This is a genomic window from Cupriavidus necator (genome assembly GCF_016127575.1).
Taxonomy (GTDB): domain Bacteria; phylum Pseudomonadota; class Gammaproteobacteria; order Burkholderiales; family Burkholderiaceae; genus Cupriavidus; species Cupriavidus necator_D.
Window position 1 is genome coordinate 1,864,833 of the sequence record NZ_CP066018.1, and the last position, 22,515, is coordinate 1,887,347.

The window sequence follows — 22,515 nt, forward strand, 5'->3', positions numbered from 1 at the left end:
AGGCTCCCCCGACGGGGGCATGTGGCGCGGGGCACACGGGCGCCAGCAGGGCTAGGTAGTACACCTTATAATGCGCGACTGTCCTGACCGGTGCCAACGTGACCGATTCTGCTCAAAACCTCGTCGAACTGACTGCGGTGGACTTCGCCTATGCGGACCACGGCAAGCCGATCCTGTCCGGCCTGACCATGCAATTCCCGCGTGGCAAGGTGATTGCGGTGATGGGCGGCTCGGGTTGCGGCAAGACCACGGTGCTGCGGCTGATCGGCGGCCAGGTCCGTCCTCAGGCAGGCACGGTCAGCTTTGCCGGCACCGATATCCACACGCTGGATACCCGCGGCCTGTACGCGGTGCGCCGCCAGATGGGCATGCTGTTCCAGTTCGGTGCGCTGTTTACCGACCTGTCGGTGTTCGACAATGTGGCGTTCCCGCTGCGCGAGCACACCGACCTGCCCGACTCGATGATCCGCGACCTGGTGCTGATGAAGCTCAACGCGGTCGGCCTGCGCGGCGCGCGCGACCTGATGCCGGCGCAGATCTCGGGCGGCATGGCGCGGCGCGTGGCGCTGGCGCGCGCGATTGCGCTGGACCCGGCGCTGCTGATGTATGACGAGCCCTTTGCCGGGCTGGACCCGATCTCGCTCGGGCTGACCGCGCGCCTGATCCGCAGCCTGAACGACGCGCTGGGCGCCACCACGATCATCGTCTCGCACGACGTGCACGAGACCTTCCAGATCGCCGACTACGTCTATTTCATTGCCGACGGCCGCATCGTCGCGCAGGGCGAGCCCGAGGCGCTGCGCGCCTCCACCGACCCGTTCGTGCACCAGTTCGTCCATGCCGAGGCCGACGGCCCGGTGCCGTTCCACTACGCCGGACCTTCGCTGGCCGAGGATTTCGCCGGAGGTGTGCGGTGACGGACTTCTTTATCACCATCGGCGCGGCCGTGCGCCGCAGCGTGTCGGGGCTGGGCCGCGCCACGCGCATGTTCCTGACACTGCTGGGCCTGTCGCCGGCGCTGCTGCGCCGCTTCCGCCTGGTGACCGACCAGGTCTTCTTCGTCGGCAACCTGTCGCTGGTGATCATCGCGGTGTCGGGCCTGTTCGTGGGCTTCGTGCTTGGCCTGCAGGGCTACTACACGCTGAACCGCTACGGGTCCGAGCAGGCGCTGGGGCTGCTGGTGGCCTTGTCGCTGGTGCGCGAGCTGGGCCCGGTGGTGACCGCGCTGCTGTTCGCCGGCCGCGCCGGCACCTCGCTGACGGCCGAGATCGGCCTGATGAAGGCGGGCGAGCAGCTGACGGCCATGGAAATGATGGCGGTGAACCCGCTGCAGCGCGTGATCGCGCCGCGCTTCTGGGCAGGCGTGATCGCCATGCCGGTGCTGGCGGCGATCTTCAGCGCGGTCGGCATCCTGGGCGGCTACGTGGTGGGCGTGCAGTTGATCGGCGTCGACGCCGGCGCCTTCTGGTCCCAGATGCAGGGCGGCGTCGACGTGCGCGCCGACGTGCTCAATGGCGTGATCAAGAGCTTTATCTTTGGCATCGCCGTGACGTTTATTGCCCTGTACCAGGGCTTCGAGGCCAAGCCCACGCCGGAAGGCGTCTCGCGCGCGACCACCCGCACCGTGGTGATTGCGTCGCTGGCCGTGCTGGGGCTGGATTTCCTGCTGACCGCGCTGATGTTCAGCAACTGACGCGGGCCATACCAACGACAAGACAGCGACAAGAACACTACGGGGTTGAAGAAAGAGATTCCAATGAAAAAGAACGCACTCGATTTCTGGGTGGGGCTGTTCGTGGCGGCGGGGTTCGTCGCCGTGCTGTTCCTGGCCCTCAAGGCGGGGAACATGAGCGCCTTTTCCTTCCAGGACACCTACAGCGTGCAGGCGCGCTTTGACAACATCGGCGGGCTCAAGCCGCGCGCGCCGGTCAAGAGCGCGGGCGTGGTGGTCGGCCGCGTGGCGGCGATCCGCTTCGACGACAAGACCTACCAGGCCACCGTCGAGATGAGCCTGGAGAAGCGCTACCAGTTCCCCAAGGACACCTCGGCCAAGATCCTGACATCCGGATTGCTCGGCGAGCAGTACATCGGCCTCGAAGCCGGCGGCGACACCGCCATGCTGGCCGAAGGCGCGCGCATCACCATGACGCAGTCGGCCGTGGTGCTGGAAAACCTGATCGGCCAGTTCCTGTACAACAAGGCGGCGGATGCCGGCGGCGGTGCGCCGGCCGGTGCCAGCGCGCCGGCGCCGGCAGGGGACCTCAAATGAGCGCTGCGCCATCGTTCTGCAAGGGCCTGGCCGCAGTCGCTGCCGCGGCCGTGCTCGCCGGTTGCGCCACTGGCCCCACCGCCAATCCGAAAGACCCGCTGGAGCCGTTCAATCGCGAAGTCTCGAAGATCAACGAGGACTTCGACAAGGGCATCCTGCGCCCGGTGGCCCAGGTCTATGCCGACTACATGCCCACGCCGGTGCAGCGTGCGGTGGAGAATTTCTTCTCCAACGTGAGCGATGTCTACTCGGCGGCGAACAACCTGCTGCAGGGCAAGCCCACCCGCGCCGCCGAGGACACCATGCGCGTGGCCATGAACACCGTGCTGGGGATCGGCGGCCTGATCGACATCGCCACCCCGGCCGGCCTGCCCAAGTACAAGGAAGACTTCGGCCAGACGCTGGGCGTGTGGGGCGTGCCGCCCGGGCCGTACCTGGTGCTGCCGCTGTTCGGGCCCAGCACCGTGCGCGACACCGGCGGCATGCTGGTGGACCGCAGTTTCGACCCGTCGGCCTATCTCTATCCGGTATCGCTGCGCAATTCACTGACCGGCGTGCGCATCGTCGCCGGCCGGGCGCAGCTGCTCGGCGCCAGCAACCTGCTGGAGCAGGCGGCGCTGGACAAGTACTCGTTCCTGCGCGATTCCTACCTGCAGCGGCGCCAGTACCTGATCTACGACGGCAACCCGCCCGACGGCGACGAGGATGCGGACAGCGCCCCGGAGACCCCGACGGCGCGCCCTGAAGCCCCTGCCGGGACCGAAGGTGAAAAGCCCGCCACGCCCGCCACGCCCGCTACGCCCGCTACGCCCGCTACGCCCGCTACGCCCGCTACGCCCGCTACGCCGGCGCAGCCCGCAGCACCGGCTCCTCCCGCGCCGCCGGCCGACGCCTCGGCCCCGGCCGCCACCCAGGCCCAGCCTGCGCAGACGCCCTCGGGCGACCTGCAGCCTGAGAGCCAGAGCCTGCCGATACCACCCATGGACCCGATGCAGCGGATCGTGCCGGGGGTCCGTATCCGCTGACCCTGCGAGGCGCGGGCGGCTCCAGGCCCACGCCAGGCTGTGAATGCCCTGTGAGGGCTGAAACAATTTGTTTGTAAGTAGCGGAAAAGGCGCTTGTGGGTGCAACCACCGCCCCGCGCTTATGTTCCAATCTCCGCAAGGCCGCGCGCCAGCCATGGCGCCTGGCCAGTTCGCCCTCGGCGAAGAACGTCTTTGATAAAGAAGGAAAATCCATGATAAAGCGACTGTTGGTCCCCTTCCTTACGGTAGTTGCCTTCGCAGGCGCGGCGCATGCCCAGGTGGCGGCCCAGGACGCGGCCACCCCGGACGGGCTGGTCAAGGCCGTGGTCAGCGACGTGATGACCACCGTCAAGGCCGACAAGGACATGCAGGCCGGCAATATCGGCAAGATCACCGCGCTGGTCGAGCAGAAGATCATCCCCAACGCCAACTTCCAGAAGACCACGCAGATCGCCATGGGGCGCAACTGGTCCAAGGCCACGCCCGAGCAGCAGAAGCAGATCACCGAGGAGTTCAAGACCCTGCTGATCCGCACCTATGCCGGCGCCATTGCCCAGATCCGCGACCAGACCGTGCAGTACCGCCCGTACCGCGGCACGGCTGAGGATACCGATGCCACCATCCGCACCCAGGTCGTCAACAAGGGCGAGCCGATCCAGATGGACTACCGTCTGGAAAAGACCGCCCAGGGCTGGAAGGTCTATGACATCAACGTGCTGGGCGCCTGGCTGACCGAAGCCTACAAGGGCAGCTTCAACACCATCGTCGGCCAGCAGGGCGTCGAGGGCGTGATCAAGACGCTGCAGGACCGCAACCGCCAGCTGGCCAGCGCCAAGAGCTGAGGCGCCTGCCCAACGGTGCGCCGCTGCAACGCAGCACGGCGCACCGATCTGCTCTACAATGGCCGCTCGCGGCACAGACTCCCGCCTGACGTGCGGGAGTCGTCGTTTTTGCCACTGTATTCAAGCTACCGATCCCCAGGCCACGCATCCATGCTCTCGCTAGGTACCTCGCTGACCAACCAGAACGCCGCCGCCGTGCTGCGTGACGGGCTGGCGCGCCTGGCGCAGGGCGAGGTGCAGGTCGACTGCACCGGCCTGGCGCAGGTGGATTCCTCCGCGGTCGCCGTGCTGCTGGCATGGAACCGCGCCGCCGCCGCGCGCAACCAGGCGCTGTCGCTGCGCGGCGTGCCGCCGCAGCTGTCGCAACTGGCCAGCCTGTACGGCGTGGACGGTCTGCTGGGCCTGGCCCCAGCAGCCGCAGCGCAGGGGCACCACCACCGACATTGATCCGGCATCGCCGGTCGCCAGCACGGCGGCCGCCCGCGATGCCGCGGCGACGGCCCTGCGCGGTCGCCGAGCCCCTGGGGGCGGATCAAGCGGGACCATCCCCGCATCCCCTATAATTCCGGGTTGTTCGCCCATCCCCCCGCCTGCTACCGGTTCATGCCATGCCGGGCCAGGAAGTCCGGGCACGCAGTTGCTCCCCAATTCCCGGCGGCTGGCCCTGAAAATGCCGAACCCGCCACAAACAATCGGCCATGAAAGCCATTGAAATCCACGACGTTCGCAAGCGCTACCGCAACCTGCAGGCGCTCAAGGGCGTCAGCTTCACCGTCGAACGCGGCGAATTCTTCGGCCTGCTCGGGCCCAACGGCGCCGGCAAGACCACGCTGATCTCGATCCTCGCCGGCCTGAACCGCGCCGATTCCGGCCGCGTCAGTGTGCTTGGCCACGATGTCGTTGCCGACTACCGGATGGCCCGGCGTATGCTGGGCGTGGTGCCGCAGGAACTGGTGTTCGATCCGTTCTTCACGGTGCGCGAGACGCTGCGGCTGCAGTCGGGCTACTTTGGCCTGACCCGCAACGACGACTGGATCGACGAGATCATGGCCAACCTGGACCTGACCGGGAAAGCCGACGCCAATATGCGCCAGCTCTCGGGCGGCATGAAGCGGCGCGTGCTGGTGGCGCAGGCGCTGGTGCACCGCCCGCCGGTGATCGTGCTGGACGAGCCCACCGCCGGTGTGGATGTGGAACTGCGCCAGACGCTGTGGAAATTCATCTCGCGCCTGAACCGGGAAGGGCACACCATCATCCTGACCACCCACTACCTGGAAGAGGCCGAGGCCCTGTGCGACCGCATCGCCATGCTCAAGTTCGGCGAGGTGGTGACGCTGGACCGCACCAGCAACCTGCTGACGCAGTTTGCCGGCCTGCAGCTGGTGCTGACCTTTGCGCGCGGCGTCCTGCCGCCGGCGCTGGAGCCGTTGCGCATGCCGGCCAACCCCGGCGAGCGCGCGGTACGCCTGCGGTTGTCGGGCTACCAGGCGGTTGAACCGATCCTGGCCGCCTGCCGCGAAGCGGGCTGTGACATCGAAAACATGGAAATCAACAAGGCCGACCTCGAGGACGTATTTGTGCAGATCATGCGCCGCGAGGGGCATATGCCCGGTGCGCTGCCCGATCCGGCGATGGAGGCCGTGGCATGAAGCAGCCTGGCGATATCGAGGTCCTGGACGACTCCGGCCTCGGGCCGATGGCCGTGGGCGGCCTGGTGGGTTTCCGCACCCTGCTGTACAAGGAAGTGCTGCGTTTCTGGAAGGTGAGCTTCCAGACCGTGGCCGCTCCGGTGCTGACCGCGGTGCTGTACCTGCTGATCTTCGGCCATGTGCTGGAAGACCGGGTCAAGGTCTATGACCAGATCAGCTACACCGCCTTCCTGGTGCCCGGCCTGGTGATGATGAGCGTGCTGCAGAACGCGTTTGCCAACAGCTCGTCATCGCTGATCCAGTCCAAGATCACCGGCAACCTGGTGTTCGTGCTGCTGCCGCCCTTGTCGCACTGGGAAATGTTCGGCGCCTATGTGGTGGCCTCGGTGATCCGCGGGCTGACCGTGGGCCTGGGCGTGCTGCTGGTGACGGCGTGGTTTGCCAACCTGCATTTTGCCAATGTGGGCTGGATCCTCGTCTTTGCGCTGCTTGGTGCGGGCATCCTAGGCACGCTGGGCCTGATCGCCGGCATCTGGGCCGAGAAATTCGACCAGCTGGCCGCGTTCCAGAACTTCCTGATCATGCCGGCAACTTTCCTGTCCGGCGTGTTCTATTCGATCCATTCGCTGCCCGCCTTCTGGCAGGCGGTGTCCCATGCCAATCCGTTCTTCTACATGATCGACGGCTTCCGCTATGGCTTCTTCGGCGTCTCGGACGTGTCGCCGCTGTTCAGCCTGGCGGTGGTCGGATCGGCGTTCGTGGTGCTGGCCGCGCTGGCGCTGCGCTTGCTGAAGTCCGGATACAAGCTGCGCCACTGAACTGTGGCCGGCCATACTGAATCACGCTGAAGAGAACCCCATGCTGCCTACACCGGAACAAGTCAGGGATTACATTGCCCAAGGACTGCCCTGCGAACATCTGCAAGTCGAGGGCGATGGCCAGCACTTCTTTGCCACCATCGTCAGCGCCGAATTTGAAGGCAAGCGGCTGATCCAGCGCCACCAGCGCGTCTATGCCGCGCTGGGCGACCGCATGCGTGCCGAGATCCACGCGCTGTCGATGAAGACGCTGACGCCTGCCGAGTGGCAGGCGGGCGAAGGCAAGTAAGCCCCGCCAATATGCGCCGCGCCACCCGCGCGGCCCCAGAACCATGACGCCGGGCGCGTGCCCGGCTCCAGACGACAGAACATGGACAAATTCCAGATCCACGGCAATGGCCCGCTGAAGGGCGAAATCCGCGTGTCGGGCGCGAAGAACGCAGCCCTGCCAATCCTGTGCGCGGGCCTGCTGACGGCGGATACCGTTTCGCTGGACAACGTGCCTAACCTGCAGGACGTGCGCACCACCCTCAAGCTGCTGCGCCAGATGGGCATGCAGGCCGAGCTGGATGGCGCCCGCGTGACCCTGAACGGCGCCGACGTCAACGTGCTCGAGGCCCCGTACGAGCTGGTCAAGACCATGCGCGCCTCGATCCTGGTGCTGGGCCCGCTGGTGGCGCGCTTCGGCGAGGCCCGCGTGTCGCTGCCCGGCGGCTGCGGCATCGGCGCGCGCCCGGTCGACCAGCACATCAAGGGCCTGCAGGCGATGGGCGCCGAGATCACCATCGAACACGGCTTTATCCATGCGCGGGCCAAGCGCCTGAAGGGCGCGCGCGTGGTCACCGACATGATCACCGTGACCGGCACCGAGAACCTGCTGATGGCCGCCACGCTGGCCGAAGGCGAGACCGTGCTGGAAAACGCCGCGCGCGAGCCCGAGGTGACCGACCTGGCCCAACTGCTGGTCAAGATGGGCGCGAAGATCGAAGGCATCGGCACCGACCGCCTGGTAGTGCAGGGCGTGGAGCGCCTGCATGGCGCCAGCCACAGCGTGATCGCCGACCGCATCGAGGCCGGTACCTTCCTGTGCGCCGCCGCCGCGACGCTGGGCGACCTGGTGCTGCGCGGCGTGCAGCCGGACATCCTCGACACCGTGCTCGACAAGCTGCGCGAAGCCGGCGCAAAACTCGAGACCGGCGCCGACTGGATCCGTCTGGCCATGCCGCAACGCGCCAAGGCCGTGAGTTTCCGCACCTCGGAATACCCGGCCTTCCCGACCGACATGCAGGCGCAGTTCATGGCGCTCAATGCCGTGGCCGAAGGCACCGCGCGCGTGACCGAGACCATCTTCGAAAACCGCTTCATGCACGTGCAGGAACTGAACCGCCTGGGCGCGGACATCGCGGTCGAAGGCAATACCGCGGTGGTCAACGGCGTGCCGCGCCTGTCGGGCGCCAACGTGATGGCGACCGACCTGCGCGCCTCGGCCAGCCTGGTGATCGCCGGCCTGGTGGCCGATGGCGAGACCGTGATCGACCGCATCTACCACCTGGACCGCGGCTACGACCGCATGGAAGACAAGCTGTCGGCAGTGGGCGCGAAGATCCGCCGCATTGCCTGAGGAAGTCCGATGAGCCCCACTTTCAACGCATCGCCCAACCAGCTGACGCTGGCGCTGTCCAAGGGCCGCATCTTCACCGAGACGCTGCCGCTCCTGGAAGCCGCCGGCATCCGCGTCACCGAGGACCCCGAGACCTCGCGCAAGCTGATCCTGCCGACCTCCGATCCGGCCGTGCGCGTGGTGATCGTGCGCGCCTCGGACGTGCCGACCTACGTCCAGTATGGCGCCGCCGATTTCGGCGTGGCCGGCAAGGACGTGCTGATGGAAAGCGGCATGGCCGGCCTGTATGCGCCGATCGACCTGAACATCGCGCGCTGCCGCATGTCGGTGGCGGTGCCGGCCGGGTTTGACTACGCCAACGCGGTGCGCCAGGGCGCGCGCCTGGCCGTGGCCACCAAGTATGTGCAGACCGCGCGCGAGCATTTTGCGAAAAAGGGCGTTCACGTCGACCTGATCAAGCTGTACGGTTCGATGGAGCTGGGCCCGCTGGTGGGCCTGTCCGACGCCATCGTCGACCTGGTCAGCACTGGCAGCACGCTGCGCGCCAACAACCTGGTTGAAGTCGAAGAGATCGTGCAGATCTCGTCGCGGCTGGTGGTGAACCAGGCCGCGCTCAAACTCAAGCGCGAGCGGCTTGCGCCGATTCTCGACGCATTCGAACGGGCTTCGGCGGCGCTGGCGTAAGGCCACACCAGGCCCGCGCCGACTGAGAGGAAAGTAGTCATGAACGCAACCGAAATGGAAAACCTGCCGATCCGCCGGCTCGATTCCAGCAAGCCTGGCTTTGCCGAGGCGCTGCGCCAGGTGCTGGCCTTCGAGGCTGGCGAGGACGAGGCCATCGATCGCGCCGCCGCGCAGATCCTGGCTGATGTGAAGGCGCGCGGGGATGCCGCGGTGCTGGAATACACCAGGCGCTTCGACCGCGTGGAAGCGTCGTCGATGGGCGCGCTGGAGGTATCGCAGCAGCAGCTCGAAGCCGCGCTCGAAGACCTCGAACCCAAGCGCCGCGCCGCGCTGGAGGCCGCCGCCGCGCGCGTGCGCGCCTACCACGAGAAGCAGAAGATCGAATGCGGCAGCCACAGCTGGGAATACACCGAGGCCGACGGCACCATGCTGGGCCAGAAGGTGACGCCGCTGGACCGCGTCGGCATCTACGTGCCGGGCGGCAAGGCCGCGTATCCGTCGTCGGTGCTGATGAACGCGATCCCGGCGCGCGTGGCGGGCGTGAAGGAAATCATCATGGTCGTGCCCACGCCGGGCGGCGTGCGCAATGAGCTGGTGCTGGCCGCCGCGCAGATCGCCGGCGTCGACCGCGTGTTCACCATCGGCGGCGCCCAGGCGATTGGCGCGCTGGCCTACGGCACGGCGACGCTGCCGCAGGTCGACAAGATCGTCGGCCCGGGCAATGCCTATGTGGCCGCGGCCAAGCGGCGCGTGTTCGGCACCGTCGGCATCGACATGATTGCCGGCCCGTCCGAGATCCTGGTGATCTGCGACGGCACCACCGACCCCGACTGGGTGGCGATGGACCTGTTCTCGCAGGCCGAGCACGACGAACTGGCGCAGTCGATCCTGCTGTGCCCGGACGCCGGCTATATCGCCCGCGTCGAAGCCAGCATCCAGCGCCAGCTTGGCACCATGCCGCGGCGCGAGGTGATTGCCGCCTCGATCTCCGGCCGTGGCGCGCTGATCAAGGTGCGCGACATGGAAGAGGCCTGCGAGATCGCCAACGCGATCGCGCCCGAGCACCTGGAGATCTCGGCCGAGAACCCGCGCCAGTGGAGCGAAAAGATCCGCCACGCCGGCGCCATCTTCCTGGGCCCCTATACCAGCGAGTCGCTCGGCGATTACTGCGCGGGCCCGAACCACGTGCTGCCGACCTCGCGCACCGCGCGCTTCTCTTCGCCGCTGGGCGTCTATGACTTCCAGAAGCGTTCGAGCCTGATCGAAGTGAGCGAGGGCGGGGCGCAGATGCTCGGCCAGATCGCCGCCGAGCTGGCCTATGGCGAAGGCCTGCAGGCCCACGCCCGCAGCGCGGAATATCGTTTCACCAAACGCAGTTGATCTACTGACCCACGCTGCCTGATAAGGCAGCCAACTTAGGAGTTCCCATGCCAGCCGTAGAGCCCTCCCTGATCGAACGCATCATCCGTGACGACGTACGCGCCATGGGCGCCTACCACGTGCCGGATTCGCACGGTCTGGTCAAGCTCGACGCAATGGAGAACCCGTACCGGCTGCCTCCCGCTCTGCGCCGCGAACTGGCCGAGCGCCTGGGCGAGGTTGCGCTGAACCGCTACCCGGTGCCCAGCAGCGAAGCGCTGCGCGCCAAGCTGAAGACCGTGATGCAGGTGCCGGCCGGCATGGACGTGCTGCTCGGCAATGGCTCGGACGAGATCATCAGCATGCTGGCGCTGGCCGCGGCCAGGCCCGGCGCCAAGGTAATGGCGCCGGTGCCGGGCTTCGTCATGTACGCAATGTCGGCGCAGTTCGCCGGCCTGCAATTCGTCGGCGTGCCGCTGCGCGCGGACTTCACGCTCGACCGCGCCGCCATGCTGGCGGCGATGGCCGAGCACCAGCCCGCCATCATCTACCTGGCGTACCCGAACAACCCCACCGGCAACCTGTTCGATGCCGCCGACATGGAGGCCATCGTCCGCGCCGCCCAGGGCGAGGTCTGCAACAGCCTGGTGGTGGTGGACGAGGCCTACCAGCCGTTCGCGCAGCACAGCTGGATGCCGCGCCTGACGGAATTCGGCAACCTTTTGGTGATGCGCACCGTATCCAAGCTGGGCCTGGCCGGCATCCGCCTGGGCTACCTGGCCGGCGCGCCCGAATGGCTGTCGCAGCTGGACAAGGTGCGCCCGCCGTACAACGTCAACGTGCTGACCGAAGCCGCCGCGCTGTTCGCGCTGGAGCACGTGTCGGTGCTGGACGAACAGGCCGCCCAACTGCGCGACGAACGCGCCCGTGTGGCCGAAGGCATGGCCGCGAATGCGGGCGTGACGGTGTTCCCCAGCGCCGCCAATTTCCTGCTCGCGCGCGTGCCGGATGCCGCACAGACGTTCGACCGGCTGCTGGCCCGCAAGGTATTGATCAAGAACGTGAGTAAAATGCACCCGTTGCTGGCCAATTGTCTGCGCGTCACGGTCAGCACCCCCGAAGAAAACGCGCAGTTCCTTGAGGCATTCGCAGCGTCGCTGCAGGATTAACACCATGCGTGTTGCAGAGGTCACCCGCAATACTTCGGAAACGCAAATTCGCGTTTCCCTGAATCTCGACGGCAGCGGCCGCCAGAAACTGGCGTCCGGCGTGCCGTTCCTTGACCACATGCTGGACCAGATCGCCCGGCACGGCATGTTCGACCTGGAGGTCGAAGCCACCGGCGACACGCATATCGACGACCACCACACGGTGGAAGACGTGGGCATCACGCTCGGCCAGGCGGTTGCCAGGGCCATCGGCGACAAGAAAGGCATCACCCGCTATGGCCACAGCTATGTGCCGCTGGACGAATGCCTGTCGCGCGTGGTGATCGATTTCTCCGGCCGTCCCGGCCTGGAATTCCACGTGCCGTTCACGCGTGCGCGCGTGGGCAGCTTCGACGTGGACCTGACCATCGAGTTCTTCCGCGGCTTCGTCAACCATGCGGGCGTGACCCTGCATATCGACAACCTGCGCGGCATCAATGCCCACCATCAGTGCGAAACCGTGTTCAAGGCCTTTGGCCGGGCATTGCGCATGGCGGTGGAGCTGGACCCGCGCGCGGCGAACACGATCCCGTCGACCAAGGGTACGCTCTGACCTTTCCACCACGGTAGGCGTGCCGGCTGGTTGCGGCGCCCGCTGACCTTCCAAGCCTGAACCTGGCCAGCGATGCTGGCGACCCGCAACCGATGGATACGCTCAAGTCGTTTATTTCGCTGCTGGCGCTGATCAACCCGATCGGGGCGATCCCGTTCTTCATCAGCCTGACCAGCCTGCAGACGGAAGCGGAAAAGCTGCGTACCATCAAGATCGCATCGGTTTCGGTGGCGATCGTGGTGGCGGTGTCGGCCTTGCTGGGGCAGCAGATCATCGAGTTCTTCAATATCTCGGTGGCGTCGCTGCAGGTGGGTGGCGGGCTCATCATGATCATGATGGCCATGAACATGCTGAACGCGCAGACCAGCCGCACCAAGGCCACGCCGGAAGAAGAGGACGAGGCCGAGGTAAAGTCCAGCATCGCGGTGGTGCCGCTGGCGCTGCCGCTGCTGACCGGGCCGGGCTCGATCAGCACGGTGATCGTCTATGCCGGCAAGACCCAGCACTGGTACCAGTTGCTGATCCTGGTCGGCCTGGGCGTGGTGATCGGTGCGGTGGTGTACCTGGTGTTCCGCGCGGCCGACCCGATCGCCCGGGTCATCGGCCGCACCGGCATCAATATCGGCACGCGCCTGATGGGGCTGATCCTGTCGGCGCTGGCCGTGGAATTCATTGTGGACGGGCTGAAGACATTGTTGCCTGTTTTGAAATCATGACTACCATAGCAATTGTGGATTACGGCATGGGCAACCTGCGCTCGGTGGCGCAGGCGCTGCGTGCCGCGGCGCCGGAAGCGGACGTGCGCGTGGTGGATGCCCCCGAAGGCATCCGCTCGGCGGACCGCGTGGTGCTGCCCGGCCAGGGCGCGATGCCCGACTGCATGTCGGCGCTGGGCGCGTCCGGGCTGCAGGAGGCGGTGGTGCAGGCCGCCGCCAGCAAGCCGATGCTGGGTGTGTGCGTGGGCGAGCAGATGCTGTTCGAGTTCAGCACCGAAAGCCGGGCCGGCGCGGACCGTACGCCGGCGCTGGGCCTGATGCCCGGCCAGGTGGTGCGCTTTGCGCTGGACGGCATGACGCAGCCCGACGGCTCGCGCTACAAGGTGCCGCAGATGGGTTGGAACCGGGTGCGCCAGGCCAGGCCTCACCCGCTGTGGGACGGTATCCCGGACGACAGCTGGTTCTATTTCGTCCACAGTTACTATGTGCAGGCGCAGGACCCGGCCCATGTTGCCGGTGAAACGGAATACGGAGTCGTATTTACCAGCGCGGTAGCGCGCGATAATATTTTCGCGACGCAGTTCCACCCCGAGAAGAGCGCGGCCCTGGGCCTGCAGCTGTACCGGAACTTCGTCCACTGGAAGCCCTGACCCGATTCGTTTTTTTACCGATCATCGACCGCTAACTCGACCCGTCACCCGACCTGTTTCCGATCGACTATCGACCCGACCTGACCGGCAGCGCCGGTCTCGCTCAATCTCTATCACTCAACCACGCTCGTCACGCATATGTTGCTCATTCCGGCCATCGACCTGAAGGACGGTCAGTGTGTACGCCTCAAACAAGGCGACATGGACCAGGCCACCGTCTTTTCCGAAGATCCCGCCGCCATGGCACGCCACTGGGTGGAGCAGGGCGCCCGCCGCCTGCACCTGGTGGACCTGAATGGCGCGTTCGTGGGCAAGCCCCGCAACGAGGAGGCCATCAAGGCCATCATCGCCGAGGTCGGCGACGAGATCCCGGTGCAGCTGGGGGGCGGCATCCGCGACCTGAACACCATCGAACGCTGGCTGGATGACGGGCTGTCGTACGTCATCATCGGCACCGCCGCGGTGAAAAACCCCGGTTTCCTGAAGGATGCCTGCTCGGCCTTCGGCGGCCATATCATCGTCGGCCTGGATGCCAGGGACGGCAAGGTAGCGACCGACGGCTGGAGCAAGCTGACCGGCCACGAGGTGGCGGACCTGGCACGCAAGTATGAAGACTACGGCGTCGAGGCCATCATCTACACCGATATCGGCCGCGACGGCATGCTGCAGGGGATCAATATCGATGCCACCGTCAAGCTGGCGCAATCGATGTCGATCCCGGTGATCGCCAGCGGCGGGCTGTCCAACCTGGCCGACATCGACAATCTCTGCGCGGTCGAGGGCGAAGGTGTCGAAGGCGTCATTTGCGGCCGCGCGATCTACTCCGGGGATCTCAACTTTGCCGCCGCGCAGGCACTGGCGGACAAGCTGCGCGACGGGCAATAAGGCAACGCGCCGCGGGCGCAGCCGCCGCCAGACTGGAGCTGGCGGCGGACAAGGAATCTCATGCTAGCCAAACGTATCATCCCCTGCCTGGACGTGACCAACGGGCGGGTGGTCAAGGGCGTCAACTTTGTCGAGCTGCGCGACGCGGGCGATCCCGTGGAAATCGCGCGCCGCTACGATGAGCAGGGCGCCGATGAAATCACATTCCTGGACATCACCGCGACCAGCGACGGGCGTGACCTGATGCTGCACATCATCGAGGATGTGGCTTCGCAGGTCTTTATTCCGCTGACGGTGGGTGGCGGCGTGCGCACGGTCGAAGACGTGCGGCGCCTGCTCAATGCCGGCGCGGACAAGATCAGCGTCAATTCGTCGGCCATCGCCAATCCGCAGCTGGTGTCGGATGCGACTGCCAAGTACGGCTCGCAATGCATCGTGGTGGCGATCGACGCCAAGCGCAGTTCCGCCCCGGGCGAAGCGCCGCGCTGGGAAGTCTTCACCCACGGCGGGCGCAAGGCCACCGGGCTGGATGCGGTCGAATGGGCGCGCGAGATGGCCGCGCGCGGCGCCGGCGAGATCCTGCTGACCAGCATGGACCGCGACGGCACCAAGAGCGGTTTCGACCTGGAACTGACCCGCGCCGTCAGCGACGCGGTGCCGGTGCCGGTAATCGCCTCGGGTGGCGTCGGCGGCCTGCAGGACCTGGCCGATGGCATCACCCGGGGCCGCGCCGACGCGGTGCTGGCCGCCAGCATCTTCCACTACGGGCAACACACCGTGGGCGAAGCCAAGGCATTCATGGCCCGCGAGGGCATTCCCGTGCGGATCTGATCATGGCAAAGAAGTGGCTCAACAAGGTCAAATGGGACGATAACGGCCTGGTGCCGGTGATCGTGCAGGAAGTCGGCTCGAACGACGTGCTGATGTTCGCGTTCATGAACCGCGACGCGCTGCAGCGCACCGTGGAGCTGGGCGAGGCCGTGTTCTGGTCGCGCTCGCGCAAGCGCCTGTGGCACAAGGGCGAAGAGTCCGGCCATGTGCAGAAGGTGCACGAGATCCGCCTGGACTGCGATGAAGACGTGGTGCTGCTCAAGGTGACCCAGATCGACAATATCGCCTGCCATACCGGGCGCCATTCCTGCTTCTTCCAGAAGTTCGAGGGCGATGTGGAAGTCGGCGACTGGCAGACAGTCGAGCCGGTGCTGAAGGACCCTGCCCAGATCTACACCAAGCCATGAGCGACAACCAACTCAGCAGCAATGATGTCCTGGCGCGCCTGGCCGAAGTGCTGGAATCGCGCAAGCCCGCCAACGGCGGCGACCCTGACAAATCCTATGTGGCGCGCCTGTTCAGCAAGGGCGACGACGCCATCCTGAAGAAGATCGGCGAGGAAGCCACCGAGACCGTGATGGCCGCCAAGGACGCGCGCGCCGCCGGGCAGACTGGCGCCGAGGCCGGCAAGGTGGTTTATGAAGTGGCCGACCTGTGGTTCCACAGCATGGTATTGCTGGCCAACTTCGGCCTGACGCCGGCGGATGTGGTCAACGAGCTCGCGCGGCGCGAGGGGCTGTCCGGCCTCGAGGAAAAGGCCCGGCGCAAGGACTAGCTGGCGCAGGCGCCGGCCGGTCTTCCGCCTGCCCGCAAGGCAGGCTTCTAACCAAGGGCAATGATGGCGAACGACTACACCGGGCAAGTCACCACCCCCAGCGGCGAGCAGTTGAGCAGCCTGCGCAAGCTGCTGCACATCCTGTATGCCCTGTATGCGATCTTCTGGCTGACCGGCGGCATCACCGCGCTGATCGCCATCGTGATCGACTACGTCAAGCGCGACGACGCGCGCGGCTCGCTGTATGCCTCGCACTTCGCCTGGCAGATCCGCTCGTTCTGGTGGTCGGTGGTGTGGGGCGTGCTGGGCGGGGTGCTGTTCGCGACAGTCGTGCTGATGCCGCTGGCCTTTGCCGTCTGGGGCGTGCTGTCGCTGTGGATGCTGTATCGTATCGTCAAGGGCTGGCTGTACCTGAATGACAGCAAGCCGATGTACCCGGATCAGCAGTTCTGATCCCGGGCAGGCCGGGCGCGTGAAGCTGACACCGGGTGCCGCGGCCGTCGCAATGAAATCTTCATGAACGCTCAGGATAATTGCATCTTCTGCAAGATCGTGGCCGGACAGCTACCGTCGCGCAAGGTCTACGAAGACGACGATATGGTGGCCTTCCACGATATCCATCCCAAGGCACCGGTACACTTGCTGGTCGTTCCCAGGTCGCATGTCGACTCGCTGGCCGATTGCGGCGCCGGCGAAGGGGAGCTGCTTGCTAGAATGATGCTGAAGGTGCCTGAACTGGCGCGGGCGGCAGGCTGTGCCAACGGATTCCGGACGGTGATCAACACCGGCCCGGACGGCGGCCAGGAGGTCTACCACCTGCATCTCCATGTGTTGGGCGGGCCGCGCCACGAGTGGAAGGGACCGCTGCCCTGACCGGCAGCTTTTGGCATGGGAGTGTCCGCGGCGGCAACGCCTCGGGCAGAAGCTGCGTCGGCAACCGTCGCCCGGCGCGGCCATAACGGGACGGAACAACGGGTCCGGGCATATCTGATTGCGCCCGCGGCTTCATCAGGAGCAAGAAATGGGTTCGTTTAGCATTTGGCACTGGCTGATCGTGCTGGTGATCGTCATGCTCGTGTTCGGCACCAAGAAACTGCGCAATATCGGCCAGGACCTGGGCGGCGCGGTCAAGGGCTTCAAGGACGGCATGAAGGACGGCGAGGGCAAGGCTGCCGCCGATCCCGCCCAGTCCAAGGAACTGCGCGACTCCACCACCATCGACGTCGAAGCCAAGGAAAAGACCCGCCAGCAGTAATCCGGCGGTGTGCCATCCCTTCTACGCAAACCTCGCTGCCTGCGTGTCGTCCCGCGCCTGCGCTTTTCCGCATGTTGTCCGCATGATGTGTCCGCATGATTGATCTCGGCATTTCCAAGCTGGCGCTGATCGGCGCCGTGGCACTGATCGTGATCGGTCCCGAACGGCTGCCCAAGGTTGCGCGCACTGTGGGCGCGCTGGTCGGCCGGGCGCAGCGCTACATCAACGACGTCAAGGCCGAAGTCAGCCGCGAGGTTGAACTGGAAGAACTGCGCAAGATGCGCACGGAATTCGAGGACGCCGCGCGCGATGTCGAGCGCACCATCCATAAGGAAGTCAACGAGCAGACCCAGGCGCTGAACGAAGCCCTGGGCGGTGCCGAGGGGACCAGCGGCGGCGGTAGCGCCGACGCCGGCGGCGGCTTCGTGCCAAGCTGGGATGCGGCCCACAAGGCGCACAACGGGCGCAAGAGCTGGCGCGTCAAGCAGGGCGCCCGCCCGCTCTGGTTCAAGCGCCAGCACAATGTCCGCGTCTGGGTGCAGTCGGGCGCGGCGCGCGTCAAGCGCCACCGGCCGGTCACCCGGCCATCCCGATCCTTCTTCGAGTGAGCATGCGCCGCGGCATCACCTTGCCGGCCGTCGTTCCGGCCGCTGCCGTCGTGGCTGCAGTCCTGGTTGCATTCGCGCGCCGCCGCGTTGCGGCCCCATCGATCCACCTTGCCAGCCCCCGCGGCTGAGCGGTTCACGCCATGAGCGACACCCGGTCCCCAGATCCCCAAGACCCGCAAGACGAGTCGCAGCAGGAAACCTTTATTTCCCACCTGGTCGAACTGCGCCAACGCCTGGTCAAGGCGGTGGCCGGCATCATCCTGGTCTTCGTCAGCCTGGTCTACTGGGCCCCGGTGATTTTCAACCTGTTTGCCGCGCCGCTGATGGAGTCGCTGCCCAAGGGCGGCAAGATGATCGTGACCGATGTCACCGGCTCGTTCTTCGTGCCGATGAAAGTCACCTTGCTGGTGGCCTTCCTGATCGCGCTGCCGTGGGTGCTGTACCAGGTCTGGCAGTTTGTCGCGCCCGGCCTGTACCAGCATGAGAAACGCCTGATCCTGCCGCTGGTATCGAGCAGCTATTTCCTGTTCCTGTGCGGCGTGGCGTTCGCGTATTTCCTGGTGTTCCCCACGGTGTTCCATTTCATGGCGCACTACAACGCCCCGCTGGGGGCGGAGATGTCGACTGACATCGACAAATACCTCAGCTTTGCCATGACCACTTTCCTGGCCTTCGGCATCACCTTCGAGGTGCCGGTGGTGGTGATCGTGCTGGTGCGCTTTGGCGTGGTGGAGCTGGAAAAGCTCAAGCAGATCCGCCCCTATGTGATCGTGGGGGCCTTCATCATCGCTGCCATCGTGACCCCTCCCGATGTGCTGTCGCAGCTGCTGCTGGCCGTGCCGCTGGTGGCGCTTTATGAACTCGGACTGCTACTGGCGCGCTTTGTCGGCCGTCCGTCACCTGAAGCGACTGCTTCAGGGGAAACGCAGCCCGACTAATTCGGCTGAGGTAGGCCTTTCGTATCTGCTAATCCCCGTTTTTGCACCAAAACGGGGATTTTCCCTCCCATTCCTGTTGCTCCCCCACAACAAAAACCGCCAGTAAGCATGGTTTACGCCGAAAAAGCCTTCTGACGGCCGGGGGGGCTGGCACATAATACGCAGCAGACGTGAATGTAAATGCGTCGCCCAAGTACTTGGGCAACCAAGATTTCCCAATCAGTTGACAAGGAAAGTGTCGATATGAAGATGAAACTGTTTGCTGCTGCCGTCGCCGCTCTGGCCGCTGGTGGCGCCTATGCCCAATCGAGCGTAACCCTGTACGGCGTGGCTGACGTCGGCCTCGAGTACGTCAACAACGCTAACGCCGCTGGCGACGACCTGTTCCGCATGTCGTCGGGTAACCAGTCCGGTTCGCGCTGGGGCCTGCGTGGCGTGGAAGATCTGGGCGGCGGCCTGAAGGGCGTGTTCGTGCTGGAAAGCGGTTTCGACCTGGACACGGGCAGCAATGCCACGAGCCAAGGTGGTCGTCTGTTCGGCCGTCAAGCCTACGTCGGTCTGCAAAGCCAGTTCGGCTCGCTGCTGCTGGGCCGTCAACAAACGTCGTTCTATGACTTCGGTCTGCAGTTCGACCCGATGGCCATTTCGTCGCGTTACGGCATCCTGTCGCAAGACAGCGCCTTCGCTTCGCGCGCTGACAACACCGTCAAGTACATCGGCAAGTTCGGTGGCCTGACCGCTTCGGCCTTCTACAGCTTCAACAACAACGGCCAGGAAGTCGCCGGCGCATTCCGCCGCGGCCAACAGTACGGCGCGCTGGTGAGCTACGCAGCTGGCCCGTTCGCGGTTGGTGCTGCTTATGACGAAATCCACGGCTCGACCACCGGTACGCCTCCCGTCGATGCAAGCGGCCAGCGTACTCGCCGTGCTACCGTTGGCGCCAACTACGCCTTCGGTCCGGCCAAGGTCTACGCCGGCTATCGCTGGGCCAAGGCCTTCGACGGCGCTGCTCTGACGGGCGGCACGACGGTTGACAATGGTGTCCTGACCACGTCGACGGCTTCGAACCTGTACTGGCTGGGTCTGGGTTACCAACTGACCCCGGCGTTCTCGCTGTCGGGCGCTGCGTACTACCAAGACTTCCGCAAGAGCGAAGCCGATCCGTGGCAGTTCGTGATCACGGCCGACTACGCGCTGTCGAAGCGTACCGACGTGTACACCTCGCTGTCGTACACCCTGAACGACAAGGGCTCGGCCCTGGGCGTGAACGGTTTCAACACCGCCACCACCACCAACGTTCAGGCGAACAAGGATCAGTTCGGTGCTGTGGTTGGTCTGCGCCACAAGTTCTAATCTGACGCGGGTGTAAGCCCGCTTAGGATTGGCTTGAACCAAGAGGCCGGCATCCCAAGGATGCCGGCCTCTTGTCTTTTGTGGCACCAAATGCTGGTACAGGCTGTTGCGCTGTTATCGTGCTGTGCCAGCCATGCTGCGCCTGGATGGCCGGCCAGAGGGCGGGTGGCGTGGGTGCAGCGCGGTGTGCCGGCGTTCTGCTTCGCGGCGATGTGGATCAGGCGCGGCGTTGCTCATGTCGATCGTGACCCGGTATGCACGTCGATCACGCCCCCCGGGCGTGAGTTTGCGCCTGCCAGTGACGGCCCCTGGTTCCACCGCCGCGATCCGGCAGCGCGGCGCGGCATTCCGTGACCGTTGCCTCGATGCCAAGGGCAGCAGCTGCGCCAGGCATAAAAAAACCCCGCCATCCAAGGCGGGGTTCCGTCTTCAGGGCCGTGTCGTCGTGCCCAGCCTCACTCTTCCTCTTCAAACGGCAGCGCGCGGCGCGGCGGCGGAGGCCGTTTGCCGATCGTCACCGTCAGGTCCGTTGCCTTGCCGCGGCGGATCACGGTCATCTTGATGTCCACTCCCGGCTTGAGCTGGGCAATCGCATTGAGCAGCGCGGTCGTGTCCGTGATCGACAAGCCATCCACCTTGGTCAGCACATCGCCGGGCTTCACGCCCGCCTTGTCGGCCGGCCCACCCTGGACCACCGCGGCGATCAGTGCGCCTTCCTTGGCATCGAGGCCGAACGATTCGGCGATCTCGGGCGTCATGTCCTGCGGCTCGACCCCGATCCAGCCGCGCGTCACGCTGCCGGTGGAGATGATCGATTCCATCACCTGCTTGGCCGTTGACACCGGAATCGCAAAGCCGATCCCCAGCGAGCCGCCCGAACGCGAGTAGATCGCCGTATTGATGCCCAGCAGGTTGCCCTGCGCATCCACCAGCGCGCCGCCCGAGTTGCCCGGGTTGATGGCCGCGTCGGTCTGGATGAAGTTCTCGAAGGTGTTGATGCCAAGGTGGCTGCGACCCAGCGCCGAGACAATGCCCATCGTCACCGTCTGGCCGACGCCGAACGGGTTGCCGATGGCCAGCACCACGTCACCGACCTTTACGTTCTCGAGCCGGCCCAGCGTGATCGCGGGCAGGTCCTTGAGCGTCACTTTCAGCACGGCCAGGTCGGTTTCCGGGTCGGAGCCCACCACCTTGGCGTTGGCCTTGCGGCCGTCGGTCAGCGCGATCTCGATTTCATCGGCGCCGTCGACCACGTGATGGTTGGTTAGAATGTAACCCTCGGCGCTGACAATGACGCCGGACCCCAGGCTGGAGACCGGCTCCTGCCGCTCAGGCAGGCGGTCGCCAAAGAAGAAGCGGAACCACGGATCCTCGGCCTGCGGGTTGGGCGAGCGCTTGTTGCCGTTCTTGCTGGTAAAGATATTGACCACGGCCGGCATGGCCATCTGGGCGGCTTCGCTGTAAGACCCTTCGGCGGCAGGACCGGACACGTTGGGCACGACTTCCTTGAGCGCCACGATGGGCGAACCGGACTGGACCGCGACGCGCCCCCTCTGCAGCCAATCAGGCTTGAGCGTTGCCACGACGAACCAGACCGCCAGCACGACGGTGACAGCCTGGGCAAAGAACAGCCAAAAGCGCCGCAACATATTGGAGTTTTGAGCAGAAAATGAAAACAAAAGAGCTTGAATTGTACTTGAATGACCTGTTGGAAGTTTCCCGCTACAAGGACTATTGTCCCAACGGGCTGCAAGTGCAAGGTCGCTCGGAGATCACACACATCGTGACGGGAGTGACTGCAAGCCTGGCATTGGTCGATGCCGCAATCGAAGCGGGGGCCGACGCCATCCTCGTCCATCACGGCTACTTCTGGAAAAACGAAGATGCACGCGTGGTCGGGCAGAAGCACGCGCGTCTGAAGCGCCTGCTTGGCGCGGACGTCAACCTGTTCGCCTTCCACCTGCCCCTGGACAACCACCCGGAGTTCGGCAACAACGCCCAGCTCGGGCTGCAGCTCGGCTTTACCCCGACCGGCCGCTTCAGCGACGACCAGCTCGGCTGGACCGGCACGCTGCCCGCGCCGATGCCGCTCTCCGCGCTGGCCGCGCACGTTGGTGGCGTACTGGGGCGCGAGCCGCTGGCCATCGGTGAGCCGGACCAGATGATCCGCACCGTCGGCTGGTGCACGGGCGGGGCGCAAGGCTATTTCGATGCCGCGGTGGCCGCGGGTGTCGATGCCTACCTGAGCGGCGAAGTCTCGGAGCAGACCACGCACCTGGCGCGCGAAAGCGGCGTGGCTTACCTTGCCGCCGGCCATCACGCCACCGAGCGCTACGGCATCCGCTCGCTGGGCGAGCATGTGGCCGAACGCTTTGGCCTGCTCCATACGTTTATCGATATTCCTAATCCCGTCTGATCTGACGCAAAACAAAACGGCCCCATCGGGGCCGTTTTATCTTCCGGGGTCGGCGCGCAT

28 protein-coding genes are annotated in these 22,515 nt (G+C 65.6%); 27 read left to right on the top strand and 1 reads right to left on the bottom strand.

What is annotated here, in order from left to right:
- Positions 1-98: 98 nt before the first annotated feature.
- The 26 genes from I6H87_RS08675 (at position 99) to I6H87_RS08800 (ending at position 20,039) form a co-directional block, all read left to right on the top strand.
- Positions 99-917, top strand: coding sequence for an ABC transporter ATP-binding protein (locus I6H87_RS08675; protein ID WP_010812343.1), 819 nt, complete (start codon positions 99-101; stop codon positions 915-917).
- Positions 914-1,693 (top strand): lipid asymmetry maintenance ABC transporter permease subunit MlaE, encoded by a 780-nt coding sequence (mlaE, locus tag I6H87_RS08680; protein WP_010812342.1) that lies wholly within the window; start codon positions 914-916, stop codon positions 1,691-1,693. Before I6H87_RS08675 ends, mlaE begins: the two co-directional genes overlap by 4 nt.
- A 63-nt stretch (positions 1,694-1,756) precedes the next feature.
- Positions 1,757-2,269 carry an outer membrane lipid asymmetry maintenance protein MlaD gene (gene mlaD / locus I6H87_RS08685; protein WP_010812341.1) on the top strand — a complete coding sequence of 171 codons (513 nt, stop codon included), beginning with the start codon at positions 1,757-1,759 and terminating at the stop codon, positions 2,267-2,269.
- Complete coding sequence (locus I6H87_RS08690; RefSeq protein WP_011616146.1) at positions 2,266-3,294, top strand: MlaA family lipoprotein; 1,029 nt, start codon at positions 2,266-2,268, stop codon at positions 3,292-3,294. Before mlaD ends, I6H87_RS08690 begins: the two co-directional genes overlap by 4 nt.
- A 212-nt stretch (positions 3,295-3,506) precedes the next feature.
- Positions 3,507-4,136, top strand: coding sequence for an MlaC/ttg2D family ABC transporter substrate-binding protein (locus tag I6H87_RS08695; protein WP_011616145.1), 630 nt, complete (start codon positions 3,507-3,509; stop codon positions 4,134-4,136).
- 150 nt (positions 4,137-4,286) lie between these two features.
- Positions 4,287-4,583: an STAS domain-containing protein gene (locus I6H87_RS08700; RefSeq protein ID WP_010812338.1), complete on the top strand. Its 297-nt coding sequence runs from the start codon at positions 4,287-4,289 to the stop codon at positions 4,581-4,583.
- A gap of 251 nt (positions 4,584-4,834) precedes the next feature.
- Positions 4,835-5,785 carry an ABC transporter ATP-binding protein gene (locus I6H87_RS08705; protein ID WP_010812337.1) on the top strand — a complete coding sequence of 317 codons (951 nt, stop codon included), beginning with the start codon at positions 4,835-4,837 and terminating at the stop codon, positions 5,783-5,785.
- Positions 5,782-6,603 carry an ABC transporter permease gene (locus I6H87_RS08710; RefSeq protein ID WP_011616143.1) on the top strand — a complete coding sequence of 274 codons (822 nt, stop codon included), beginning with the start codon at positions 5,782-5,784 and terminating at the stop codon, positions 6,601-6,603. The genes I6H87_RS08705 and I6H87_RS08710 overlap by 4 nt, the downstream gene beginning before the upstream one ends.
- Before the next feature lie 40 nt (positions 6,604-6,643).
- Positions 6,644-6,892, top strand: coding sequence for a BolA family protein (locus I6H87_RS08715; RefSeq protein ID WP_010812335.1), 249 nt, complete (start codon positions 6,644-6,646; stop codon positions 6,890-6,892).
- Positions 6,893-6,973: 81 nt separating this feature from the next.
- Positions 6,974-8,224 carry a UDP-N-acetylglucosamine 1-carboxyvinyltransferase gene (gene murA / locus I6H87_RS08720; protein WP_011616142.1) on the top strand — a complete coding sequence of 417 codons (1,251 nt, stop codon included), beginning with the start codon at positions 6,974-6,976 and terminating at the stop codon, positions 8,222-8,224.
- Positions 8,225-8,233: 9 nt separating this feature from the next.
- Positions 8,234-8,908 (top strand): ATP phosphoribosyltransferase, encoded by a 675-nt coding sequence (hisG, locus tag I6H87_RS08725; RefSeq protein ID WP_010812333.1) that lies wholly within the window; start codon positions 8,234-8,236, stop codon positions 8,906-8,908.
- A gap of 39 nt (positions 8,909-8,947) precedes the next feature.
- Positions 8,948-10,288, top strand: a complete 1,341-nt coding sequence (gene hisD, locus I6H87_RS08730; protein WP_010812332.1) for a histidinol dehydrogenase — start codon at positions 8,948-8,950, stop codon at positions 10,286-10,288.
- A gap of 47 nt (positions 10,289-10,335) precedes the next feature.
- The gene (hisC, locus tag I6H87_RS08735) at positions 10,336-11,436 is read left to right on the top strand and encodes a histidinol-phosphate transaminase (RefSeq protein ID WP_010812331.1); all 1,101 of its coding nucleotides are present in this window, start codon (positions 10,336-10,338) and stop codon (positions 11,434-11,436) included.
- 4 nt (positions 11,437-11,440) lie between these two features.
- Positions 11,441-12,028 (top strand): imidazoleglycerol-phosphate dehydratase HisB, encoded by a 588-nt coding sequence (hisB, locus tag I6H87_RS08740; protein WP_010812330.1) that lies wholly within the window; start codon positions 11,441-11,443, stop codon positions 12,026-12,028.
- Positions 12,029-12,120: 92 nt separating this feature from the next.
- Complete coding sequence (locus I6H87_RS08745; RefSeq protein ID WP_010812329.1) at positions 12,121-12,744, top strand: YchE family NAAT transporter; 624 nt, start codon at positions 12,121-12,123, stop codon at positions 12,742-12,744.
- Complete coding sequence (gene hisH, locus I6H87_RS08750; RefSeq protein WP_010812328.1) at positions 12,741-13,394, top strand: imidazole glycerol phosphate synthase subunit HisH; 654 nt, start codon at positions 12,741-12,743, stop codon at positions 13,392-13,394. Before I6H87_RS08745 ends, hisH begins: the two co-directional genes overlap by 4 nt.
- A 138-nt stretch (positions 13,395-13,532) precedes the next feature.
- Positions 13,533-14,279, top strand: coding sequence for a 1-(5-phosphoribosyl)-5-[(5-phosphoribosylamino)methylideneamino]imidazole-4-carboxamide isomerase (gene hisA / locus I6H87_RS08755; RefSeq protein ID WP_010812327.1), 747 nt, complete (start codon positions 13,533-13,535; stop codon positions 14,277-14,279).
- Positions 14,280-14,339: 60 nt separating this feature from the next.
- Positions 14,340-15,110: an imidazole glycerol phosphate synthase subunit HisF gene (hisF, locus tag I6H87_RS08760; protein WP_010812326.1), complete on the top strand. Its 771-nt coding sequence runs from the start codon at positions 14,340-14,342 to the stop codon at positions 15,108-15,110.
- Between the two features lie 2 nt (positions 15,111-15,112).
- A complete protein-coding gene (gene hisI / locus I6H87_RS08765) occupies positions 15,113-15,517 on the top strand; it encodes a phosphoribosyl-AMP cyclohydrolase (protein ID WP_011616141.1) in 405 nt (134 codons plus the stop codon).
- Entirely contained in the window at positions 15,514-15,885 is a 372-nt protein-coding gene (locus I6H87_RS08770; RefSeq protein ID WP_010812324.1) for a phosphoribosyl-ATP diphosphatase, read from the top strand. Before hisI ends, I6H87_RS08770 begins: the two co-directional genes overlap by 4 nt.
- A 60-nt stretch (positions 15,886-15,945) precedes the next feature.
- Positions 15,946-16,338 carry a DUF4870 family protein gene (locus I6H87_RS08775; protein WP_010812323.1) on the top strand — a complete coding sequence of 131 codons (393 nt, stop codon included), beginning with the start codon at positions 15,946-15,948 and terminating at the stop codon, positions 16,336-16,338.
- Between the two features lie 63 nt (positions 16,339-16,401).
- A complete protein-coding gene (locus I6H87_RS08780) occupies positions 16,402-16,758 on the top strand; it encodes a histidine triad nucleotide-binding protein (protein WP_011616140.1) in 357 nt (118 codons plus the stop codon).
- A gap of 148 nt (positions 16,759-16,906) precedes the next feature.
- Positions 16,907-17,140, top strand: a complete 234-nt coding sequence (tatA, locus tag I6H87_RS08785) for a Sec-independent protein translocase subunit TatA (protein ID WP_010812321.1) — start codon at positions 16,907-16,909, stop codon at positions 17,138-17,140.
- 95 nt (positions 17,141-17,235) lie between these two features.
- Positions 17,236-17,748 (top strand): Sec-independent protein translocase protein TatB, encoded by a 513-nt coding sequence (tatB, locus tag I6H87_RS08790; RefSeq protein ID WP_010812320.1) that lies wholly within the window; start codon positions 17,236-17,238, stop codon positions 17,746-17,748.
- A gap of 140 nt (positions 17,749-17,888) precedes the next feature.
- Entirely contained in the window at positions 17,889-18,686 is a 798-nt protein-coding gene (tatC, locus tag I6H87_RS08795; protein ID WP_010812319.1) for a twin-arginine translocase subunit TatC, read from the top strand.
- A 243-nt stretch (positions 18,687-18,929) separates the two neighbouring features.
- Complete coding sequence (locus I6H87_RS08800; RefSeq protein WP_010812318.1) at positions 18,930-20,039, top strand: porin; 1,110 nt, start codon at positions 18,930-18,932, stop codon at positions 20,037-20,039.
- A 455-nt stretch (positions 20,040-20,494) separates the two neighbouring features.
- Here I6H87_RS08800 and I6H87_RS08805 read toward each other — a convergent pair whose 3' ends face one another.
- Complete coding sequence (locus tag I6H87_RS08805) at positions 20,495-21,688, bottom strand: Do family serine endopeptidase (protein ID WP_010812317.1); 1,194 nt, start codon at positions 21,686-21,688, stop codon at positions 20,495-20,497.
- Positions 21,689-21,708: 20 nt separating this feature from the next.
- On the opposite strand from I6H87_RS08805, the gene I6H87_RS08810 reads away from it, so the two are divergent.
- A complete protein-coding gene (locus I6H87_RS08810) occupies positions 21,709-22,455 on the top strand; it encodes a Nif3-like dinuclear metal center hexameric protein (protein WP_010812316.1) in 747 nt (248 codons plus the stop codon).
- Positions 22,456-22,515: the final 60 nt, after the last annotated feature.